The sequence below is a fragment of the Actinoplanes sp. NPDC004185 genome, from assembly GCF_053603475.1.
In genome coordinates this window covers 18,779-36,360 of the sequence record NZ_JBSGFR010000050.1, presented here as the reverse complement: position 1 = coordinate 36,360, position 17,582 = coordinate 18,779, and the positions used below count along the sequence as shown (strand labels likewise).

The following is a 17,582-nucleotide window of genomic DNA, read 5'->3' as shown; positions in this document are numbered from 1 at the left end:
GTTTACCTCCGAAAGATGACTACCTCTTGAGGTGACGCAGGGCCCGGCGCACCAGGTCCACGCGCTCCGCCTCGGGCAGCCCTTCCAGGCCGAAGCCCAGGTAGACGCTGTCCCTGGTGGTGACACCCGCGCCGGAGTCGAAGGCGAGCTGGCTGCGCGCCCAGTCGTTGCTGTTGGCCCCGGAGCCGGGCGGCGGCCCGGCGACGGTCCAGCCACCGAGGTCCGCCTCGAACGAGGTCTGCTGCGCCACCGCGCCGCCGACCTCCACCCGGACGTCGTCCAGGAAGACTCCCAAGCCCTGAGTGCCCCAGTCCGACATGTAGGAGATCGAGAGCTCGACCTGCTTGCCCGCGTAGGCGCTCAGGTCGGCGTCGAACTGCTTCCAGCCGGCGCTGTTGCCGGTGGCCGCGTTCCAGGTGCCGGTGGTGCCGGTCGAGGTGCAGCCCTCGCCCTGGTAGTGGGCGATGAACGGGTGGATCGTCGCGATGTTCGACTGGCAGCTGTCCCCGGTCTCGGTGGTGGTCAGCCCGCCCGCGTCGGGCAGCGTGGTCCAGTCGTCGGTGCCCACCACGTGCGCCTCAACGAACAGGAAGTCCCAGCCCGCCTCGGTGTCGAACGAGGTCTGGAACTTGAGCCGGGCGGCGGTCGCGGCCGTCAGGTCGACGGTCTTGGTGAGCCGCTTGTACGAGACGTCGGCCTGCCCGCTCCACAGGTACCAGTCGCCGTCGTACGGGTCGTACGGCGCCGCGCCGGGCTGCTGCCAGTCCAGCGGGGCCGCGCTGGCGAACTGCGGGAACTGGGACTTCGGCAGGAAGCTGGACGTGGACAGGAAGGCGGCGGTGTGGTCCCCGGCCGGGTGACCGGTGAAGCCCTTGAAGGCCCCCTCGGCGCCGACCACCGGGTACGGCGTCCCCTCCGGGCTGGTGCCGCCGTCGCTGACGTACGAGTACGCGCCCAGCCAGTACTGCTCGAAGTCGTTGCCCAGCGGCAGACAGGTGGCGTCGTCCGCGGACAGGCACTCCGCCGGGCCTTCGGGCTGGTACACGTACGCACCGTTGGCGCCCTGGGCGAAGCCGGCGTACTTGCCGCTGAGCAGCAGCTTGCCGCCCTCGTTCAGGTAGTCACGGACGGCCAGCTCGGTCTCCAGGGCCGAGCGGGCCACCGTGCCGGCCGGCTGGCCGGGCGCGCGCGGGATGACGTCGTCGCCGGTCTCCCACAGCACCGCCTTGTAGTGCGAGAGCACGCCGAGCGGGTGCGGAGCCTTGCGGCCACGGGCGTCGATGTCGTAGACGTCGGCCGAGCGGCCGGCCCGCTTGAGGGCCGCCACGTGCGCGGCGGCGTAGCGGGCGGTGGTGGCGCCGTCGGTGTTGGCCGGTGAGACGCCGGTGACGTCCTCGGCCGCGAGCACCAGCACGTCCCCGCCGATCTTGTCGGCGACGGTGTAGGTGAAGCTCGCCGACTTGATCGTCCGGCGGCCGTTGCGGGCGGTGAACCAGACCTGCACCTTGTCCTTGGCGCGGGCCTTGGCGACCGTGCCGCGGCGTTCGGCGAAGTACTTGTCCACACCGTCGCCGTAGCGCTCGCCACCGCGCCACTCCCGGGTGCGGTCGGTGCGCTCACGCCCGCCGTTGACCCGGTAGTGCAGGGTGACGTCGCGCAGGCTGCGCCGGGCCGTGACGGCCACCTGCTGGCGCGAGCCGTACGAGGTGTCGAACGCGTCCACGGTCAGGTCGGCGGTGCTGCGCCCGACCGTCGACACGGGGCGGTCCGGCTGCTTGGCCGACTGCGCGACCGAGAGCGCGAACGGCAGGTTCTTCAGGAACTCGTCCTGGATCAGCTTCTCGTCGTCCGGGAAGTTGAAGCCGCTCTCGCAGTCCTCGGCCTTCCACTGGTCGTCCGGGTACAGGTTGGAGATGGTCTCGCAGGTGCTCATCTCCGGGGTGAAACCGAGCGAGCCGTAGCGGACCTGGGCGTGGAAGTCGGTGTCGCCGTTGGTGGTGTAGAGCTCGGCCGAGATGTCCGGGTCGTAGCCGGGCACGGCCGGGTGCGCGTCGTCACCGGCCATCGCGATCTGGATCTGGTCGTCCGGGCTGGGCGTGCTGACCTGCCAGCCGATGCCGTAGAGCAGCAGCTCGGCGGCCGAGTGGTAGTTGACCAGGAACTCGAAGCCGACCCGGCGGAACAGCGCGTCGAGCGCCTTGGTCTCCGGCTCGGAGTTCGGGCGCGGGCCGCGGTAGGTCTCGCTGGCCGGGTCGGGCGACGAGCCCTCGTTGTCGTAGCCCCACTTCTCGGCGAAGTTGCGGTTGAGGTCGACGCCGTCGCCCGCGGTGATCTCACCGTCGCCGTTGTTGTCGCGCAGGTTCTTGCGCCACAACCGGTGTCCCTCGGTGAAGGTGAAGTCGTAGCCGTCCGGGTTGGCGACCGGCAGGAACCACAGCTCGGTGGTGTTGATCAGCCGGGTCAGCGTGGGGTCGGTGCCGTAGCCGTCGATGACGTGGTGCATCAGCCGCCGGGTCATCTCGGGGGTGATCCACTCGCGCGCGTGCTGCGCGCCGAGGTAGATCGCCGCAGGCCGGCGACCGTCGGGCACGACCCGCGCGTCGCGGGTCACCTTCACGGCCTGGATGGGTACGCCACGCACGGTCTTGCCCACCGTGACCAGCTTGGCGATGCGCGGGTTGGCGGCCACGGTCTGGGCCAGCTCCTCGCGCAGGCCACCGGGGGCGTTGTACTGCCGGAAGACGGTCGGCGCGGCCGCGGCCTGCTGGCGCATGGCCCGGGTGGCCCGCTTCTCGCTGAGCGGCACACCGGCCTTGATCAGGGCCTCGGCCTGGCGCCGGCCGAGGATGGGCTGAACGGTGACCTTGCCGTCGGCGGCGGCGGTCACGGCGCTCTCGTCGTGGTCGATGCCGACCGCGCGGAGGCGTTCGAGTTGGGCGGCGTCCAGGGTGCCGACGTACACGGCGAGGTCGTCCTCGCGTGGCACTGCGGCGGCGGGCGCGATCCCGGACAGGGCCGCGGCGGCCACTGTCAGAAGAGATAACGCGCAGGCGGTAGCCCGGCGGGCTGGGGTCATGGTGTGAGCCTCCATGGATGGGAAGGTCGTGTGTGGACCCTCCCGGCCATCTGCCGAGGCTGTCAAGGATGTGCATACCTGTATCGGTGAAGAAATGATAACGGTCCGTACCCGTTCAGGTTTCTCTCAGCCGGGCGAGGCACGGTGGGTGCCATGTCAACCGCCGATCGGTCGAGGATGCGCTGGCAAGTGGCTGTTACCGCTGCTGGCGCGGCCCTGCTGGCCGCTTGCTCCGCCGAGGAGCCGGCTGCCGCTCCCGCTCCCCGTGCCAGCGCGCCGGCAGCCACCGCACCCGCCTCGGCCGCCCCGTCCACAGACCGCGGCACCCCCGACCTGAGCGCCCCGGAGACCGTGGCGACCGGGCTCGAGGTGCCGTGGGGAATGGCCTTCCTGCCCGACGGCAGCGCGCTGGTCGCCGAGCGGGACAGCGGGCACGTGCTGCGGGTGCGGACGGGCGGCGCGAAGCCGGAGCAGGTCTTCACGGTGCCGGGGGTCGCGGCCGACGGCGAGGGCGGGCTGCTCGGCCTGGCGGTCGCCGCGGACTACGCCCGGACCCGGTGGGTCTACGCCTACCACACGGCGGCGGACGACAACCGGATCGTACGGTTCAAGCTCGGCGGGGGCGCCCCGGAAGTGATCTTCGACGGGATCACCAAGGCCGGCATCCACAACGGCGGCCGGATCGCCTTCGGCCCGGACAAGATGCTCTACGTGGGCACCGGGGACGCCGGGGACGGCCGCGCGTCGCAGGACGCCGGCGACACCAACGGCAAGATCCTGCGGCTGACCCCGGAGGGCCGGCCGGCGCCGGGCAACCCGAAGGCCGGCTCGCCGGTCTGGAGCCTGGGGCACCGCAACGTGCAGGGCCTGGCCTGGGCGGCCGACGGCACGATGTACGGCATCGAGTTCGGCCAGAACCGCCTCGACGAAGTCAACAAGATCGAGCCCGGCGGCAACTACGGCTGGCCCGAGGTCGAGGGCAAGGGAGGCGACGAGGACTACGTCGACCCGATCGTCACGTGGAGCACCGATGAGGCCTCCCCCTCCGGGGCGGCGATCGCCGGCGACACCCTGTACGTCGCCGCGCTGCGGGGGCAGCGGTTGTGGACCGTACCGCTCGCCGGTGGCGAGCCGAAGGCCGAGTTCTCCGGACGGTACGGACGGCTACGCACGGTGGCCGTCGCGCCGGACGGTGCCCTCTGGCTCACCACCTCGAACACGGACGGCCGAGGCGACGTCCAGGATGGCGACGACCGGATCCTGCGCTTCCGCGCCCGGTGACGGCTCGGGCGGCGGAGCGCAGGTGTCACGTCCGATTGTTGGGCGGAAGCAGCGGCAGAGTGGAGATGGCCGCCGCGTACTGGGCGATCTGCCGGTAGTTCGGCACGACGCCGACACTACGCAGCTGATCCTGAATGGCCTGCGCAACTTCATCCTCGGACTTGCCGCGATGCGTCTGCATGACCTTGTTGACCGCATAGTCAACGCGAAGCTGCATCTGCCAGCCGACGGGCCGTTGTCCTGCACCACCGGCGAAGCTCACTGAGGCGAGGGGTTCCATGACCTGAGTATCGGGAGCAACCCCGGTGAATCGGAAGGTTCAGGACAGGGGTGCAACCGTCTTGCACCCGGGCCGCACCGGCTTCTCCATCAATCGGGCGGCCCGGGTTGCCGTTCAGTTCCCCACAGGCTTCCGCGGGCCCACGTCGGCGTCCGGATCCGCCTTCGCCGCGGGCACCTCGGTCGGGCTCAGCCGCAGCCAGAGCAGGAACAGCCCGCCCAGCGCCAGCATGGCCAGACCCATCCAGAGGTTGATCCGGACGCCCTGTGCTTTGTCGATCTCAGACGCGCTGTCGAAGATCCCGAGCAGCGTGACGATCACGCCGTAGACCACGAACAACCCGCCGATCACCCGGCGCACGTCGAACAGGCGCGCGGCGGCCGACACCTTCTCCAGATCCTCGCCCTGCGCCAGCTGCTCGTCGTCGGGCCGGTTGGACTCCTGCGACATGTCGACTCCTCTCGTGGCTCGCGCCGATTACCAGACGGGGATGTAGAGCAGGAAGGCCAGTCCGACGGCGATCGCGCCGAGCAGGACGGGGTTGCGCCACCAGACCTTGTCCCCGGCGACGATCACCTCGCCGGAGGTGGTGGGGCCACCCAGGCCGTAGACCAGGCCACGCAGCTCGTTCTCCGGCTTGGACTCGGTGAACAGCGTCACCGCGACGGCGACCACGACGGCCGTGGCGAAGGCCAGGCCCGCGCCCCAGAAGCTCTCCTCCAGGTCGGAGTTGAACTTGATCACGTCGGCCAGGTAGAGCAGGTACAGCGTGAGCGAGGACGCCGTGCCGAGCAGCAGCGACCAGAAGCCGGCCCAGGCGGTCATCCGCTTCCAGAACATGCCCACGATGAAGGTCGCGAACAACGGGGCGTTGAAGAGCGAGAACAGCGTCTGGATGTAGTTCATGATGTTGCTGAAGCCGGCGGCGATGAACGCGGTGCCGATGCCGACGACGATCCCGCCGACCGTGGCGAACCGGCCGATGCGCAGGTAGTAGTCGTCGGAACGGTCCTTGCGGATGTACGTCTGCCAGATGTCGTACGTGAAGACGGTGTTGAAGCCGCTCACGTTGGCGGCCATGCCGGCCATGAACGAGGCGATCAGACCGGTCACCGCGACGCCGAGCACACCGTTGGGCAGCAGGTCGCGCATGAGCAACGGGATGGCGTTGTTGTAGACCAGGTCACCCTCGTCGGCGCCGAGCCCTTTGACCGTGACGATGGCGATCAGGCCGGGGATGACCGTGACCACCGGGATCAGCAGCTTGGGGAAGGCGCCGATGATCGGGGTGCGCCGGGCGGCGCTCATGTCCTTGGCCGAGAGCGCCCGCTGCACCTCGGCGAAGTTCGTCGTCCAGTAGCCGAACGAGAGCACGAAGCCCAGGCCGAAGACGATGCCGATCCAGTTCGCGCCCAGCGGGTTGTCCGAGCCGGCCGTGCCCTGCCAGGTGTGCAGGGCCGCCTCGCCGAGCTTGCTGTCCCGGACCGCGTCGAAGAGGCCGTTGATGCCGCCGACCTTGACCAGGCCGACGATGGTGATCGGGATGAGCCCGGCCAGGATGACGAAGAACTGCAGCACCTCGTTGTAGATCGCCGAGGAGAGCCCGCCGATCCCGATGTAGAGCAGCACGATGGCCGCGCCGATCACGATCGACAGCCAGAGCGGCCAGCCGAGCAGGGCGTCCAGGACCAGGGCGAGGGCGTAGAGGTTGACGCCGGCGATCAGCACCTGGGCGAGCGCGAAACTCAGCGCGTTGAACAGGTGGGTCGGGCGGTTGAACCGCAGCCGCAGGAACTCGGGAACGCTGCGGACCTTGGAGCCATAGTAGAAGGGCATCATCACGATGCCCAGGAACACCATGGCCGGTACGGCGCCGATCCAGTAGTAGTGCAGGGTCATCAGGCCGTACTGGGCGCCGTTGGCGGCCATGCCGATGATCTCGAGGGCACCCAGGTTGGCCGACACGAACGCCAGGCCGGTGACCCAGGCCGGCATCGACCGGCCGGACAGGAAGAAGTCGGCGCTGGTCTTGATCGCTCTTCGGGCGGCGAAGCCGACGCCCAGGACGGTCGCGAAATAGATCGCGAGGATCAGGTAGTCGAATACGTCGAGATCGAGCCGTAGCCCTTCAGCCGCGAGCGTCTCCACGGGCACCTCCTGTGCAGTCCCCGCGGCGATACCCGTCATGAAGATCCTTCACACCTGGTTGTGCCATCCAGGTAAATTGCCCGATCCTCCTTCACCCGGGGCCCGTCATGCGATCGAATGGCGTGGATGTCCATCGTTCCCGGAAGGACCGCCATGCCGGTTGCCGTACCCCGAGCTCTGCTCGTCGCACTTGTCGTGCTCGCCGGGTTCCTGAACGGGCCCGCACCCGCCTCGGCCACCCCGCCCTTCGTGCGCGGCGGCGAGACCGTGCCCGTCTACGACTACGCCGACGCGATCCGCGAGAGCGTGTGGGTCCAGACCCCCACCGACGCCGACCAGGACGGCGTGCCCGACCGGGTCGCGGTCGACCTGGTCCGCCCGCGCACGGCCGCCGGCGTCAAGGTGCCGATCATCATGGACGCCTCGCCCTACTACGCCTGCTGCGGCCGCGGCAACGAGGGCGAGCTCAAGGAGTACGACGCCCAGGGCGTGATCAGCAAGGCACCGCTGTTCTACGACAACTACTTCGTGCCCCGCGGGTACGCCTTCGCCGCCGTCGACCTCAGCGGCACCAGCCGCTCGACGGGCTGCGAGGACGTCGGCGGCCCGGCCGAGGTGGCCGGGGCCCGCGCGGCGATCGACTGGCTCAACGGGCGGGCCCGGGGCTTCACCGCCGACGGCACCCCGGTCTCGGCCCGCGCCTGGAGCACCGGCAAGGTCGGCATGATCGGCAAGTCCTGGGACGGCTCGGTGGCCAACGGCGTCGCCGCCACCGGGGTGCGGGGCCTGGAGACCATCGTGCCGATCTCGGCCATCTCCAGCTGGTACGACTACATGCGCTACCACGGCTCTCTGCGCTCCTCGGGCTACCCGAACTACCTGCAGTCCGTGGTCAGCGACCGGCTCACCGAGTGCGCGGCGGTGACCTCCTCGCTGGCCACCGACAGCGCGGACGACACCGGTGACTACAACGCGTTCTGGCGCGCCCGCGACTACCGTCCGGCCGCCGGCCGGGTCCGGGCGAGCGTGTTCGTGGTGCACGGCCTCAACGACCTGAACGTGGCCACGCCGCAGTTCGCGGCCTGGTGGCAGGAGCTGGCCGAGCAGGGCGTGCCGCGCAAGATCTGGCTGCACCGCACCGGGCACGTGGACCCGTTCGACGTCCGCCGCGCGGAGTGGGTCGACACCCTGCACCAGTGGTTCGACTACTGGCTGCAGGGCCTGCACAACGGCGTCATGGCCCAGCCGCGGGCGACGATCGAGACGGCACCCGGCGTCTTCACCGCGGCCCGGAACTGGCCGTTGCCGGGCACCCGCAAGGTCAGTGTGCCGCTGGGGTCGGCGGTGGCCTCGTACACCGACGCGTCGCTGACCGAGGACGCGGCCGTGGCGTCGCCGTCGGAGGAGGTCGAAGGCCGGCTCGCCGTGCTCTACGGGCCGCTGCGCGCGCCGCTGCGCATCTCCGGCTCCCCGTCCGTCCGGTTGCGGGTCCGCGTCGACCGCCCGACGACCCAGCTCACCGCCAAGCTGGTCGACTACGGCACCGGCACCCGGGTGGACTACGGCAGCGGTGAAGGTGTGCGGACCTTGGCGACGGAGTCGTGCTGGGGAGCATCGACGGCGGCCGACGACGCCTGCTACCGAGACGTCGCCGAGCGGGTGGTGACCTCCGACCACGAGGTGCTGACCCGCGGCTGGCTGGACGCCGCGCACCACGTGTCGCTGCGCTTCACGACGCCGCTGCGGCCGGACCGCTGGTACACCGTGACGGTCCCGCTCAGCGCCTACGACGTGACGGTCGCGGCCGGGCACACCCTGGGCCTGGTCCTGACCCAGAGCGACCCGGAATTCACCGAGGCGCCGAACACCGGGGCCACCGTGCGGGTCGACCTGGCCGCCAGCCGCCTGAACCTGCCGGTCACCGGCCGCGCCACGCTCACGCCGGCCCCGGCCGACGCGACCGTCAGCACCGCGCCGGTCAGCCCGGCGGAACGGCGCGCTCCGGCCGACCGCCGGCAGCTTCCGCAGTAGCCAGGCATCGGGCCCGGCGTATCCCGCCGGGCCCGATCGACGGTAACAAATATTATTCTGGATCTCCGTAACGCGTGTGAAATATGGTCATCCTTCGACGCGAAGGAGATTCGATGCGCCTACGGCGACTGTCCTCCACTGTGCTCGGTGCGGCCCTGGCTGCCACCACATTGGCCGCTCCGGCGGCCGCCGCGGAGCCGCTGTCCTGGTCCGTGAGAGGCCCGGGCGCCGCGGTCGACGCGCGGCTCGCCCTCGACGAGGCCGGCCGGCTCAGCTTCGGGGTCGACCGGGCCGGCACGGCCGTGCTGCCCCCGGCACCGATCGGCCTCGTCACCACCACCGCCGACCTCGGCGCGGGGCTGAGCTTCGTGTCGCGCGGCAACCGTACGGTCCGCGAGCGGTACACCAAGACCACCGGCAAGCAGCTGGTCCGCGACGTCACGCTCACCGAGTCGACGTTCGCCTTCACCGGCGCCGGCGGGGCCCGCCTGGACGTCGTGGTGCGGGTCTCGGCCGAGGGCGCCGCCTACCGGTACGTGCTGCCGGCCGGTGGCACGATCACCGGGGAGACGTCGTCGTTCTCGCTGCCGGCCGACGCACCTGCATGGCTGCTGCCGTACTCCCCCAACTACGAGAACGAGCGGGTGCAGACCACCGCGGGCGCGGCCGCCACCGGTGACTACGGCTTTCCGTCGCTGTTCCGGGTCGGCGGCAACTACGCCCTCATCACCGAGTCCGACGTGGACGGTCGCTACTCCGGCGCCCGGCTGACCCACAGCACCGGCTCGGGCGCGTACGCGATCAAGCTCGCCGACCCGCAGATCGTGGCGACCGGCCGGCTGGCCACCCCCTGGCGTACGGCGATCGTCGGCGATCTGGCCACCGTCACCGGCTCGATGCTGGTCGACGACCTGGCCCCGCCGGCGAAGCTCACCGACACCTCCTGGGTGCGGCCCGGCACCACCGCCTGGTCCTGGCTCTCGGAGCACAGCAGCCCGGGCGACCCGGCGCGGCAACGGCAGTACATCGACTTCGCCGCCCGCAACGGCTGGCCCTACGTGCTCATCGACGAGGGCTGGAGCGCCGACTGGGTGCCCGGCGTGGTCCGCTACGCCCGGGCCCGCGGCGTCGACGTGCTGCTCTGGTTCCACTGGACCGCGCTGGACACCGCGCAGGAGCGGGACACCATGCTGCCGCTGCTCAAGTCGTGGGGGGTGGCCGGGGTCAAGGTGGACTTCATGGACTCGGACAGCCAGGCCCGCTTCCGGTGGTACGACGACATCCTGGCCGCCACCGCCGCCCACAAGTTGATGGTGAACTTCCACGGCGCGACCATCCCGCGCGGCATCCAGCGCACCTGGCCGCACGTCATGACGCTGGAGGGGATCCGCGGCGCCGAGCAGTTCCGGACCCGGGCCGCCACCAACACGATGTTCCCGTTCACGCGCAACGTCGTCGGTGGCATGGACTACACGCCGGTGACCTGGGTGGTGGCCGACCGGGACACCACCGACGCGCACGAGGTGGCCCTCGCGGTGGTCTACGAGTCCGGCTGGCAGCACCCGGCCGACAAGCCCGAGACGTACGAGTCGCATCCCGAGGCCCTGCGGACGCTGAGCCAGCTGCCGACCGTGTGGGACGAGACGAAGCTGCTCGCCGGTGCACCCGGCCAGGAGGCCGTCATCGCCCGGCGCCACGACGACCGCTGGTACGTCGGCGGCATCTCCGCGGTGGCCGCCAAGACGTTCAGCACCCCGCTCGCGTTCCTGGGCAGCGGGCGCTACCTGGCCGAGACGCTGCGCGACGGCGACGGCGGGCTGGTGCGGGAGAGCCGGATCGTGCGTCGCGGCGACACGCTGACCGTGCCGGAGCGCACCAACGGCGGGTTCGTCACCGTGCTGTGCGCGTACACCGGGTCGGCGACCTGTGATCGGCCTGTGCGGCGGGTGCCCGCCACGACGCTGACCGTGGACCCGGCGAGCGCGGATGTCCGTCCGGAGGGGACGGTGTCGGTGTCGGCGACGTTCACGTTGCCCGCCGGTGGGCCGATCACCGGAGTGACGCTGGCGCCCGTACCGCCGGCGGGCTGGACCGTTTCCGGCGCGGCCGTCCGCGATGCCACCATGCGCGGCGGCGACACCCTGCGCGGCACCTGGCGGCTCACCGCACCGGCCGGTCTCGCCACCGGCTTCACCGACCTGCCGGTCGCGGCGGACTTCACCTTCCCGGCCGATCCGGGCTCGCCCGACGCCCCGGGAAGCCGCCGGCCGGTGCACGTCGAGCAGGCGGTCCGGGTCCTGGTGCCGCCGGCCGACCCGGCCGGCACCCCGGCGGTCAGCGACCTGCCGTTCCTGAGCGAGACCAACGGGTACGGGCCGGTCGAGCGCGACCGGTCCAACGGGGAGGCCGACCGCGGTGACGGCCGGCCGCTGACCATCCGCGGCACCGTGTACGCCAAGGGCCTCGGCATGCACGCCCCCGGCGAGATCACGGTCTGGCTGGGCGGTGCCTGCACCGGCTTCACCGCGGTGGCCGGCATCGACGACGAGGTGACCCAGTCCGGCTCCGTGGACTTCCAGGTGCTCGGCGACGCGCGGACGCTGGCCGCGACCGGGATCCGGCGCAGCGCCGATCCGGGCGCCGCGCTCAGCGTCGATGTCACCGGCGTGCGGATCCTGACCCTGCGGGCCACCGACGGCGGGGACGGCCGCAACTTCGACCACGCGGACTGGGCCGACGCCCGGCTCAGCTGCGCGCCGAGCGCCGGTCGATAAGGGCGGCGAGGCCGTCGAGGATGCGGTCCAGGCCGAAGGCGAACGCCTGGTCCTGGCCGCCCTCGACGGCCGTCTCGCGCATGGCCGCGGTCAGCTGCGGGAAGCGCGCGCCGTGCAGGGTCATGACCTCGGTCATCGCGGCGTTCATCCCGTGCTCGTCGAGCCGGGCGGCGGACTGCTGCGCCAGCATCCGGGCGTGCCCGGCCAGCACCGCGATCGCGTCCAGCCGTTCCGCCCCGGTGAGCCCGGACCCTGAGCCCAGGGCGGCCAGGGCGCACTCCATCCAGCCGAGCTCGCGCGGGCCGAGCGGACGCCGCCCGACCGTGGCGTCGACCGACCACGGGTGCCGCAGGTAGGCCGCGAAGAGCTGCTCCGACCACTGCGTGAGCGCGCCGCGCCAGGAGCCGGCCGACAGCACCGGCGGCTCCCCGATCGCCCGTTCGATCATCAGGGCCACCAGCTCCGCCTTGCCCGGCAGGTAGCGGTAGAGCGACATCTTGGTCTTGCCGAGCTCGGCGGCGACGCGCTGCATGGAGACGGCGGCCAGGCCCTCCGCGTCGGCGACCGCGATCGCGACGTCCGTGATGCTCTCCAGGGTCAGCGCCGGCTTGGGCCCGCGCGTGGGCTGGGCCCGCCCGCCCCACAGGAACTCCACTGACATCGGACAACCCTCTTGCGCTCCGGCGACAACTGTCTCTACCGTACACAGAAATAACTGATACCTATGGACACAGTTTGGAGCCACCATGACCGGCACGGTCCTGATCTCGGGCGCGAGCATCGCCGGGCCCGCCCTGGCCTACTGGCTGGGCCACCACGGCTTCCGGCCGACGATCGTCGAGATCGCCCCGGCCCTGCGCACCGGCGGCAACGCCGTCGACTTCCGCGGCCCGGTCCACCTGGGCCTGCTCGAGCGGATGGGCGTGCTGGACGCGCTGCGCGAGGTGCAGACCGGCGGCACCGCGATGCGCTTCGTCACCGCGGACGGGCAGCGGACCATGGAGATGCCCGCCGACTTCGCCGGCGGTGAGGTCGAGATCCTGCGCGGTGACCTGTCCCGGATCCTCTGCGCGGCCGGCGAGCACACCGAGTACCTCTTCGGCGACAGCATCGCGGCCCTGCACGAGACGCCGGACGGCGTCGAGGTCACCTTCGCCTCCGGCCGGCAGCGCACCTTCGACCTGGTCATCGGGGCCGACGGGGTGCACTCGAACGTCCGCCGGCTGACCTTCGGCCCGGAACGGCGGTACGTCTCCCATCTCGGCTACTACGTGGCCGGCTGGACGATGCCCAACCACCTCGGCCTGGGCCGCGACACGCTGAACTACAACACCCCCGGGCGGCTGGCCTCGATCGGCGGCGATCACCGGGACCCGGCCCGGGCCGGCGCGTTCGTCACCTTCGCATCGCCGGAGCTGGCCTACGACCGGCACGACCTCGACGCCCAGAAGCAGCTGGTGCGCGAGCGTTTCGCGGACCTCGGCTGGAAGGTGCCGCGCATGCTGGCCGCCCTGGACACCGCCGACGACCTCTACTTCGACCAGATCTGCCGGGTGGACATCGAGCCGTGGTCGCGGGGGCGGATCGCCCTGGTCGGCGACGCGGCGTGCGGGGCCACCATCGGCGGCATGGGCAACGGTACGGCGCTGGTGGCGGCGTACACGCTGGCCGGTGAACTGGCCGCGGCGGACGGCGACCACACCGTGGCGTTCCCCCGTTACGAAGACCGGATCAGCCGCTTCGCCAAGCGCGCGCAGAAGGGCGGTGCGGGCGCGGGCCGGTTCCTGGCCCCGAAGACGGCGCACGGCCTGGCCATCCGCAACTGGCTGCACAACCGGGCGTGGTTCATGACCATGACGTACAAGATCGCCGGCGACCGCAGCAGCGGCATCGACCTGCCCGCCTACCCGGAGGCGGGGTCCCGGGCCGGCCGCACGGGCCGGCCCGGAGAACCGCTCAGCGGAGCTTCTCGACCGCCTCGGCCGTGAGCTCGTCCAGACCGTCGATGACCAGGCTCGCCAACGCCAGAGCGTCGGCCGCGGGCGGGTAGACCCCGTGCGGCACCGCGATGACCGCGAGCCCCGCCGCGGCCGCCGACCGCAGGCCGTTGCTGGAGTCCTCGACCGCCGCGCAGACCTCCGGGGTCAGGCCGAGGCGCTCGACCGCGGCCAGATAGACGTCCGGCGCCGGCTTGCCGCGCGGAACCTCCTCGGTGGACAGCGTCACCCGGAACGTGCGGGCCAGCCCGGCCGTCTCCAGGACCTGGTCGATGAGGATCCGGGCGGACGAGCTGGCCAGGGCGACCGGGAAGCGTCCGGCCAGCCGCCGGACGGCCTCGACCGAGCCGGGGATCAGCGGCAGCGCGGACCGGTAGCGCTCGGCCATCCGGGCCAGCACGTCCGCGGCGACCTGTTCCGGGGTGCGCGGCACGCCGACCTCGGCGCTCAGGTGGGTGGACCACTCGCCGGTGCTCATCCCCATCATCCGGGTCTGGGTGTCGGGGAGGAACTCGCGCCCGTGCTCGGCGACGTAGCCGCGGCGCACCTCCTCCCAGACCTCCTCGGTGTCGATGATGACGCCGTCGAGGTCGAAGACCACAGCCTGCACCGTCACAGCGCCTCGATCGCCGGCATGACCTCGGTGCGCAGCGTCTCGATCTTGCGCAGATCGGTGACGCCGGCGATCATGCCGTGCCCGACCGAGAAACCGAGACCGGCGTAGCGGGTCAGATCGGCGATGACCTCTCCGACACGCTCGCCCTTCTCCCCCGGGTCGAGGTTGAGCAGCACCGTCTTCTCGATGGTGTCGTAGTCGCGGCCCTCGTTGACGCAGTGCTGCCGCAGCACGTCGAGCTTGTGCTCGATCTCCGGGACGCCGAAGAGATTGCACGAGTCGGCGTACTTGGCCACGAAGCGCAGCGTCTTCTTCTCACCGCTTCCACCGATCAGGATCGGCGGGTGCGGCTTCGACAGCGGGAGCGGGGAGTTGAGCAGGCGGCCGAGCTGGTAGTGCTTGCCGTCGTAGGGTGCCTCGTCGCCGTGGAACATCCGCAGGCAGATCTGCAGGGCTTCCTCGAGGCGCTCGAAACGCTCCGCGGTGGGCGGGAAGAACAGGCCCAGACCCCGGGACTCCTCCTCGTTCCAGGCGGCGCCGATGCCGAGCATGGCCCGGCCGCCGGAGAGCACGTCGAGGGTGGTGACGGCCTTGACCAGCAGGCCGGGGTCGCGATAGACGACGCCGGTCACCAGGGTGAGCAGCTTGGCGCGGCGGGTGTGCGCGGCCAGGAAGCCGAGCGCGGTGTACGCCTCCAGCATCTCGTGCTCCGGCGTGCCGAAGATCTGCCACAGGTGGTCCATGACGCTGATCCGGTCGAAGCCGGCCTCGTCGGCCGCGGTGGCCACGTCGGCCAGCACCGGCCCCAGCCGCGGCGCACCCTCGGGCCAGGTGAAATCGGCGATGTGCAGACCCAGTTTCACTGAGACATTTCCTCTCCACGCTCGGGTGGCCGACCGGCCCTGGAAGCGGCGGCCGTCGGCGAACCTTATCCCCCCATCCATCACCGTACGGATTCACCCGTGCCTGTATTGCCGGTTTTAGGGGTGCCGCACTCCGCCCTTTCGTCACACAGAGCAATGGGCGATGTGTCACGATTCTCGACTGCTTAACCGGTAAAGGAGCACCGGAGCTGCACATTCATGACTGTCGGCCGCCGGCCCCGGAGTCACTCCCGTCACCAGTTGACGCACCGTAATCGATTGGTAAGTTGTTGCCCGGTCCCCCCGATGACCTCCGAACCGCACCCGCCGAGGAGCCACCGCCATGCCTCCCGCGCCGCGACAGCCGGCGAACCACGCCTCGTGGTCGCCCACCGTGACCGTCGTGATCCCCGCCCTCAACGAAGAGCACAACCTGCCGCTGATCCTGGAGAACCTGCCGCCGGTGGACGAGGTCGTCGTGGTCGACGGCCGGTCCCGCGACGACACCGTGGCGGTGGCCCGTGAGGTCCGCCCCGACGTGGTCGTGGTCCGCCAGACCCGCACGGGCAAGGGCAACGCGCTGGTCTGCGGCTTCGCCGCGAGCACCGGCGACATCGTGGTCACGCTCAACGCGGACGGCTCGGCCGACCCGCAGGAGATCCCCCGCTTCGTGGACGCCCTGCTCTCCGGGGCCGAGGCGGCCCACGGCTCGCGGCTGCGGCCGGGCGGCGACCACCGGGACGCGAGCGCGGCCGAACGCTTCGGGCACGCGCTGCTGTGCCGGGTCGTCAACCTCTTCTTCGGCACCCGCTTCACCGACCTCAGCTGCGCCTACAACGCCTACTGGCGCGAGCTGCTGCCGGCGCTGGAGCTGCCGGCCCCGGACGCACGCGGGCCCAAGCGCGGCCGGCCGGCCTGGGGCGAGGGACCCGAGATCGACACCCTGACCACGCTGCGGCTGGCGACCCAGGGCCTGCGGGTGGTGGAGGTCGCCACGGTCGGCTACCCCCGCATCCACGGCGACGACCGGCCCCGCCGGGTCCTGCCCGCGGCGCTGCGCGCCCTGCGGACCGCGTGGAGCGAGTACGTCCGCCGGTGGCGGATCGGCCGCCGCCCGGCCCCGCAGCGCTACGAGGTCTCCCGGGCGGCTCGCTTCGAGGCACCGCGGGAAGCTCGCTTCGAGACGCCGCGGCGGGCTCGTTACGAAGCTCCTCCGGAGGCCGCGTTCGAGGTGCCGGCGGCCCGGCCGGGCCCCTACCCGGACGAGCCGACCGGGCGGCACGCGGCCCGGCACTCGGTGCCCCCGCCCGGCCGGGACCGTGACATCCGGGATCCCCGCGACGTCCGGGAGAGCCGGGCCCGCGACGGCCGGCGGCCGGTGCGGCGGCGCGGCGGCGAGCCCGGCCGCCCGGACCTCACCGTGATCCAGGGCGAGGGCCGGGACGAGCGCTGGGACGGCCCGGCGCACCTGCGGGCGGTGCCGGGCGAGAACTACCGGGGGTACTAGCCCTGGGCCACGCGGTCGCGCAGGCGGGGCAGGATCTGCTCGCCGTACACCCGGAGGAAGCGGTCCTGGTCCGGGCCCGGCGCGTGGAAGACCAGGTGCTTGAAACCCATGTCGAGGTACTCGGCGACCTTCGCCGCGTGCTCCTCCGGCTCCGACGAGACGATCCAGCGGGTGACCGTACGGTCCACCGGCAGCGCGTCCGCCCGCCGCTGCATCTCGATCGGGTCCTCCACGCCGGTCTTCTCCTCCGGCGAGAGCGCCAGCGCACCCCAGTAGGCGGTGTCGTTGCGGGCCTGCTCGAGGTCCGGATCGAAGGAGACCTTGACCTCGATCATCAGGTCGACGTCGTCGAGGGACCGGTTCGCCTTCTCGGCGCCCTCGCGGACGGCCGGCAGCAGCGTGTCGGTGTAGAGCTCGATGCCCTTGCCGCTGGTGGTGATGAACCCGTCGGCGATGCGCCCGGCGAGCCGGGTCGCGGCCGGGCCGGAGGCGCCGATGTAGATCGGCACCGGCTGCTCCGGCTTGTCGTAGATGGTGGCCAGCTCGGTGCGGTAGAAGGTGCCCTCGAAGGTCACCCGGTCCTCGCTCCAGAGCCGGCGGATCAGGGTGACCGCCTCCTTGAGGCGGGCGAAGCGCTCCTTGCCGTCCGGCCACTGCAGGCCGAGCGGCACCTCGTTGAGGGACTCCCCCGAGCCCACCCCGAGGATGACCCGGCCGGGCGCCAGACAGCCGAGGGTGGCGAACGCCTGGGCGACCACCGCGGGGTGGTAGCGGAACGTCGGGGTGAGCACGCTGGTGCCGAGCAGGACCCGCTCGGTGCTGGTGGCCAGCGCGCCGAGCCAGGGCAGCGCGGCGGGGGCGTGCCCGCCGTCGTGCCGCCACGGCTGCAGGTGGTCGCTGACGAACACCGAGTCGAAGCCCTGCTGCTCGGCCTGGATGCCGTAGCGGAGCAACTCGCGCGGGGCGAACTGCTCCGCCGATGCCTTGTAGCCGAACCGAATCATGATCC

General features: G+C 71.5%; 13 protein-coding genes. 5 read left to right on the top strand and 8 right to left on the bottom strand.

Going from position 1 to position 17,582, the window contains the following annotated elements; translation table 11 throughout:
• Positions 1 to 19 precede the first annotated feature (19 nt).
• Positions 20 to 3,076, bottom strand: coding sequence for a M14 family zinc carboxypeptidase (locus tag ACWEOZ_RS36360; RefSeq protein WP_451915206.1), 3,057 nt, complete (start codon positions 3,074 to 3,076; stop codon positions 20 to 22).
• A gap of 153 nt (positions 3,077 to 3,229) precedes the next feature.
• Between ACWEOZ_RS36360 and ACWEOZ_RS36355 the strand changes: the two genes are divergently transcribed.
• A complete protein-coding gene (locus ACWEOZ_RS36355; RefSeq protein ID WP_451915205.1) occupies positions 3,230 to 4,357 on the top strand; it encodes a PQQ-dependent sugar dehydrogenase in 1,128 nt (375 codons plus the stop codon).
• A 25-nt stretch (positions 4,358 to 4,382) separates the two neighbouring features.
• On the opposite strand, the gene ACWEOZ_RS36350 is transcribed toward ACWEOZ_RS36355, so the two are convergent.
• The 3 genes from ACWEOZ_RS36350 to ACWEOZ_RS36340 form a co-directional block, all read right to left on the bottom strand.
• The gene (locus ACWEOZ_RS36350) at positions 4,383 to 4,637 is read right to left on the bottom strand and encodes a hypothetical protein (RefSeq protein WP_451915204.1); all 255 of its coding nucleotides are present in this window, start codon (positions 4,635 to 4,637) and stop codon (positions 4,383 to 4,385) included.
• Positions 4,638 to 4,751: 114 nt separating this feature from the next.
• Entirely contained in the window at positions 4,752 to 5,087 is a 336-nt protein-coding gene (locus ACWEOZ_RS36345) for a hypothetical protein (RefSeq protein WP_451915203.1), read from the bottom strand.
• Positions 5,088 to 5,114: 27 nt separating this feature from the next.
• Positions 5,115 to 6,824 (bottom strand): sodium:solute symporter family protein, encoded by a 1,710-nt coding sequence (locus ACWEOZ_RS36340; protein WP_451915202.1) that lies wholly within the window; start codon positions 6,822 to 6,824, stop codon positions 5,115 to 5,117.
• 87 nt (positions 6,825 to 6,911) lie between these two features.
• Here ACWEOZ_RS36340 and ACWEOZ_RS36335 point away from each other — a divergent pair, with 87 nt between their 5' ends.
• Both ACWEOZ_RS36335 and ACWEOZ_RS36330 read left to right on the top strand, forming a co-directional pair.
• On the top strand, positions 6,912 to 8,816 hold the full coding sequence (locus tag ACWEOZ_RS36335; RefSeq protein ID WP_451915201.1) for a Xaa-Pro dipeptidyl-peptidase: 1,905 nt from the start codon (positions 6,912 to 6,914) through the stop codon (positions 8,814 to 8,816).
• A gap of 113 nt (positions 8,817 to 8,929) precedes the next feature.
• The gene (locus tag ACWEOZ_RS36330; protein ID WP_451915200.1) at positions 8,930 to 11,590 is read left to right on the top strand and encodes a glycoside hydrolase family 97 catalytic domain-containing protein; all 2,661 of its coding nucleotides are present in this window, start codon (positions 8,930 to 8,932) and stop codon (positions 11,588 to 11,590) included.
• Here the strand turns inward: ACWEOZ_RS36330 and ACWEOZ_RS36325 are convergent.
• A complete protein-coding gene (locus ACWEOZ_RS36325) occupies positions 11,562 to 12,251 on the bottom strand; it encodes a TetR/AcrR family transcriptional regulator (protein ID WP_451915199.1) in 690 nt (229 codons plus the stop codon). The two genes, ACWEOZ_RS36330 and ACWEOZ_RS36325, sit on opposite strands and share 29 nt — an antisense overlap.
• A gap of 85 nt (positions 12,252 to 12,336) precedes the next feature.
• On the opposite strand from ACWEOZ_RS36325, the gene ACWEOZ_RS36320 reads away from it, so the two are divergent.
• Complete coding sequence (locus ACWEOZ_RS36320) at positions 12,337 to 13,578, top strand: FAD-dependent monooxygenase (RefSeq protein WP_451915198.1); 1,242 nt, start codon at positions 12,337 to 12,339, stop codon at positions 13,576 to 13,578.
• Here ACWEOZ_RS36320 and ACWEOZ_RS36315 read toward each other — a convergent pair.
• A complete protein-coding gene (locus ACWEOZ_RS36315; RefSeq protein WP_451915197.1) occupies positions 13,547 to 14,203 on the bottom strand; it encodes an HAD family hydrolase in 657 nt (218 codons plus the stop codon). The genes ACWEOZ_RS36320 and ACWEOZ_RS36315 overlap by 32 nt on opposite strands.
• A complete protein-coding gene (locus ACWEOZ_RS36310; protein WP_451915196.1) occupies positions 14,200 to 15,066 on the bottom strand; it encodes an LLM class F420-dependent oxidoreductase in 867 nt (288 codons plus the stop codon). The genes ACWEOZ_RS36315 and ACWEOZ_RS36310 overlap by 4 nt, the downstream gene beginning before the upstream one ends.
• A gap of 394 nt (positions 15,067 to 15,460) precedes the next feature.
• Between ACWEOZ_RS36310 and ACWEOZ_RS36305 the strand changes: the two genes are divergently transcribed.
• Positions 15,461 to 16,573 (top strand): glycosyltransferase family 2 protein, encoded by a 1,113-nt coding sequence (locus ACWEOZ_RS36305; protein ID WP_451915195.1) that lies wholly within the window; start codon positions 15,461 to 15,463, stop codon positions 16,571 to 16,573.
• Here the strand turns inward: ACWEOZ_RS36305 and fgd are convergent.
• Positions 16,570 to 17,577 (bottom strand): glucose-6-phosphate dehydrogenase (coenzyme-F420), encoded by a 1,008-nt coding sequence (fgd, locus tag ACWEOZ_RS36300; RefSeq protein ID WP_451915194.1) that lies wholly within the window; start codon positions 17,575 to 17,577, stop codon positions 16,570 to 16,572. The genes ACWEOZ_RS36305 and fgd overlap by 4 nt on opposite strands.
• Positions 17,578 to 17,582 lie beyond the last annotated feature (5 nt).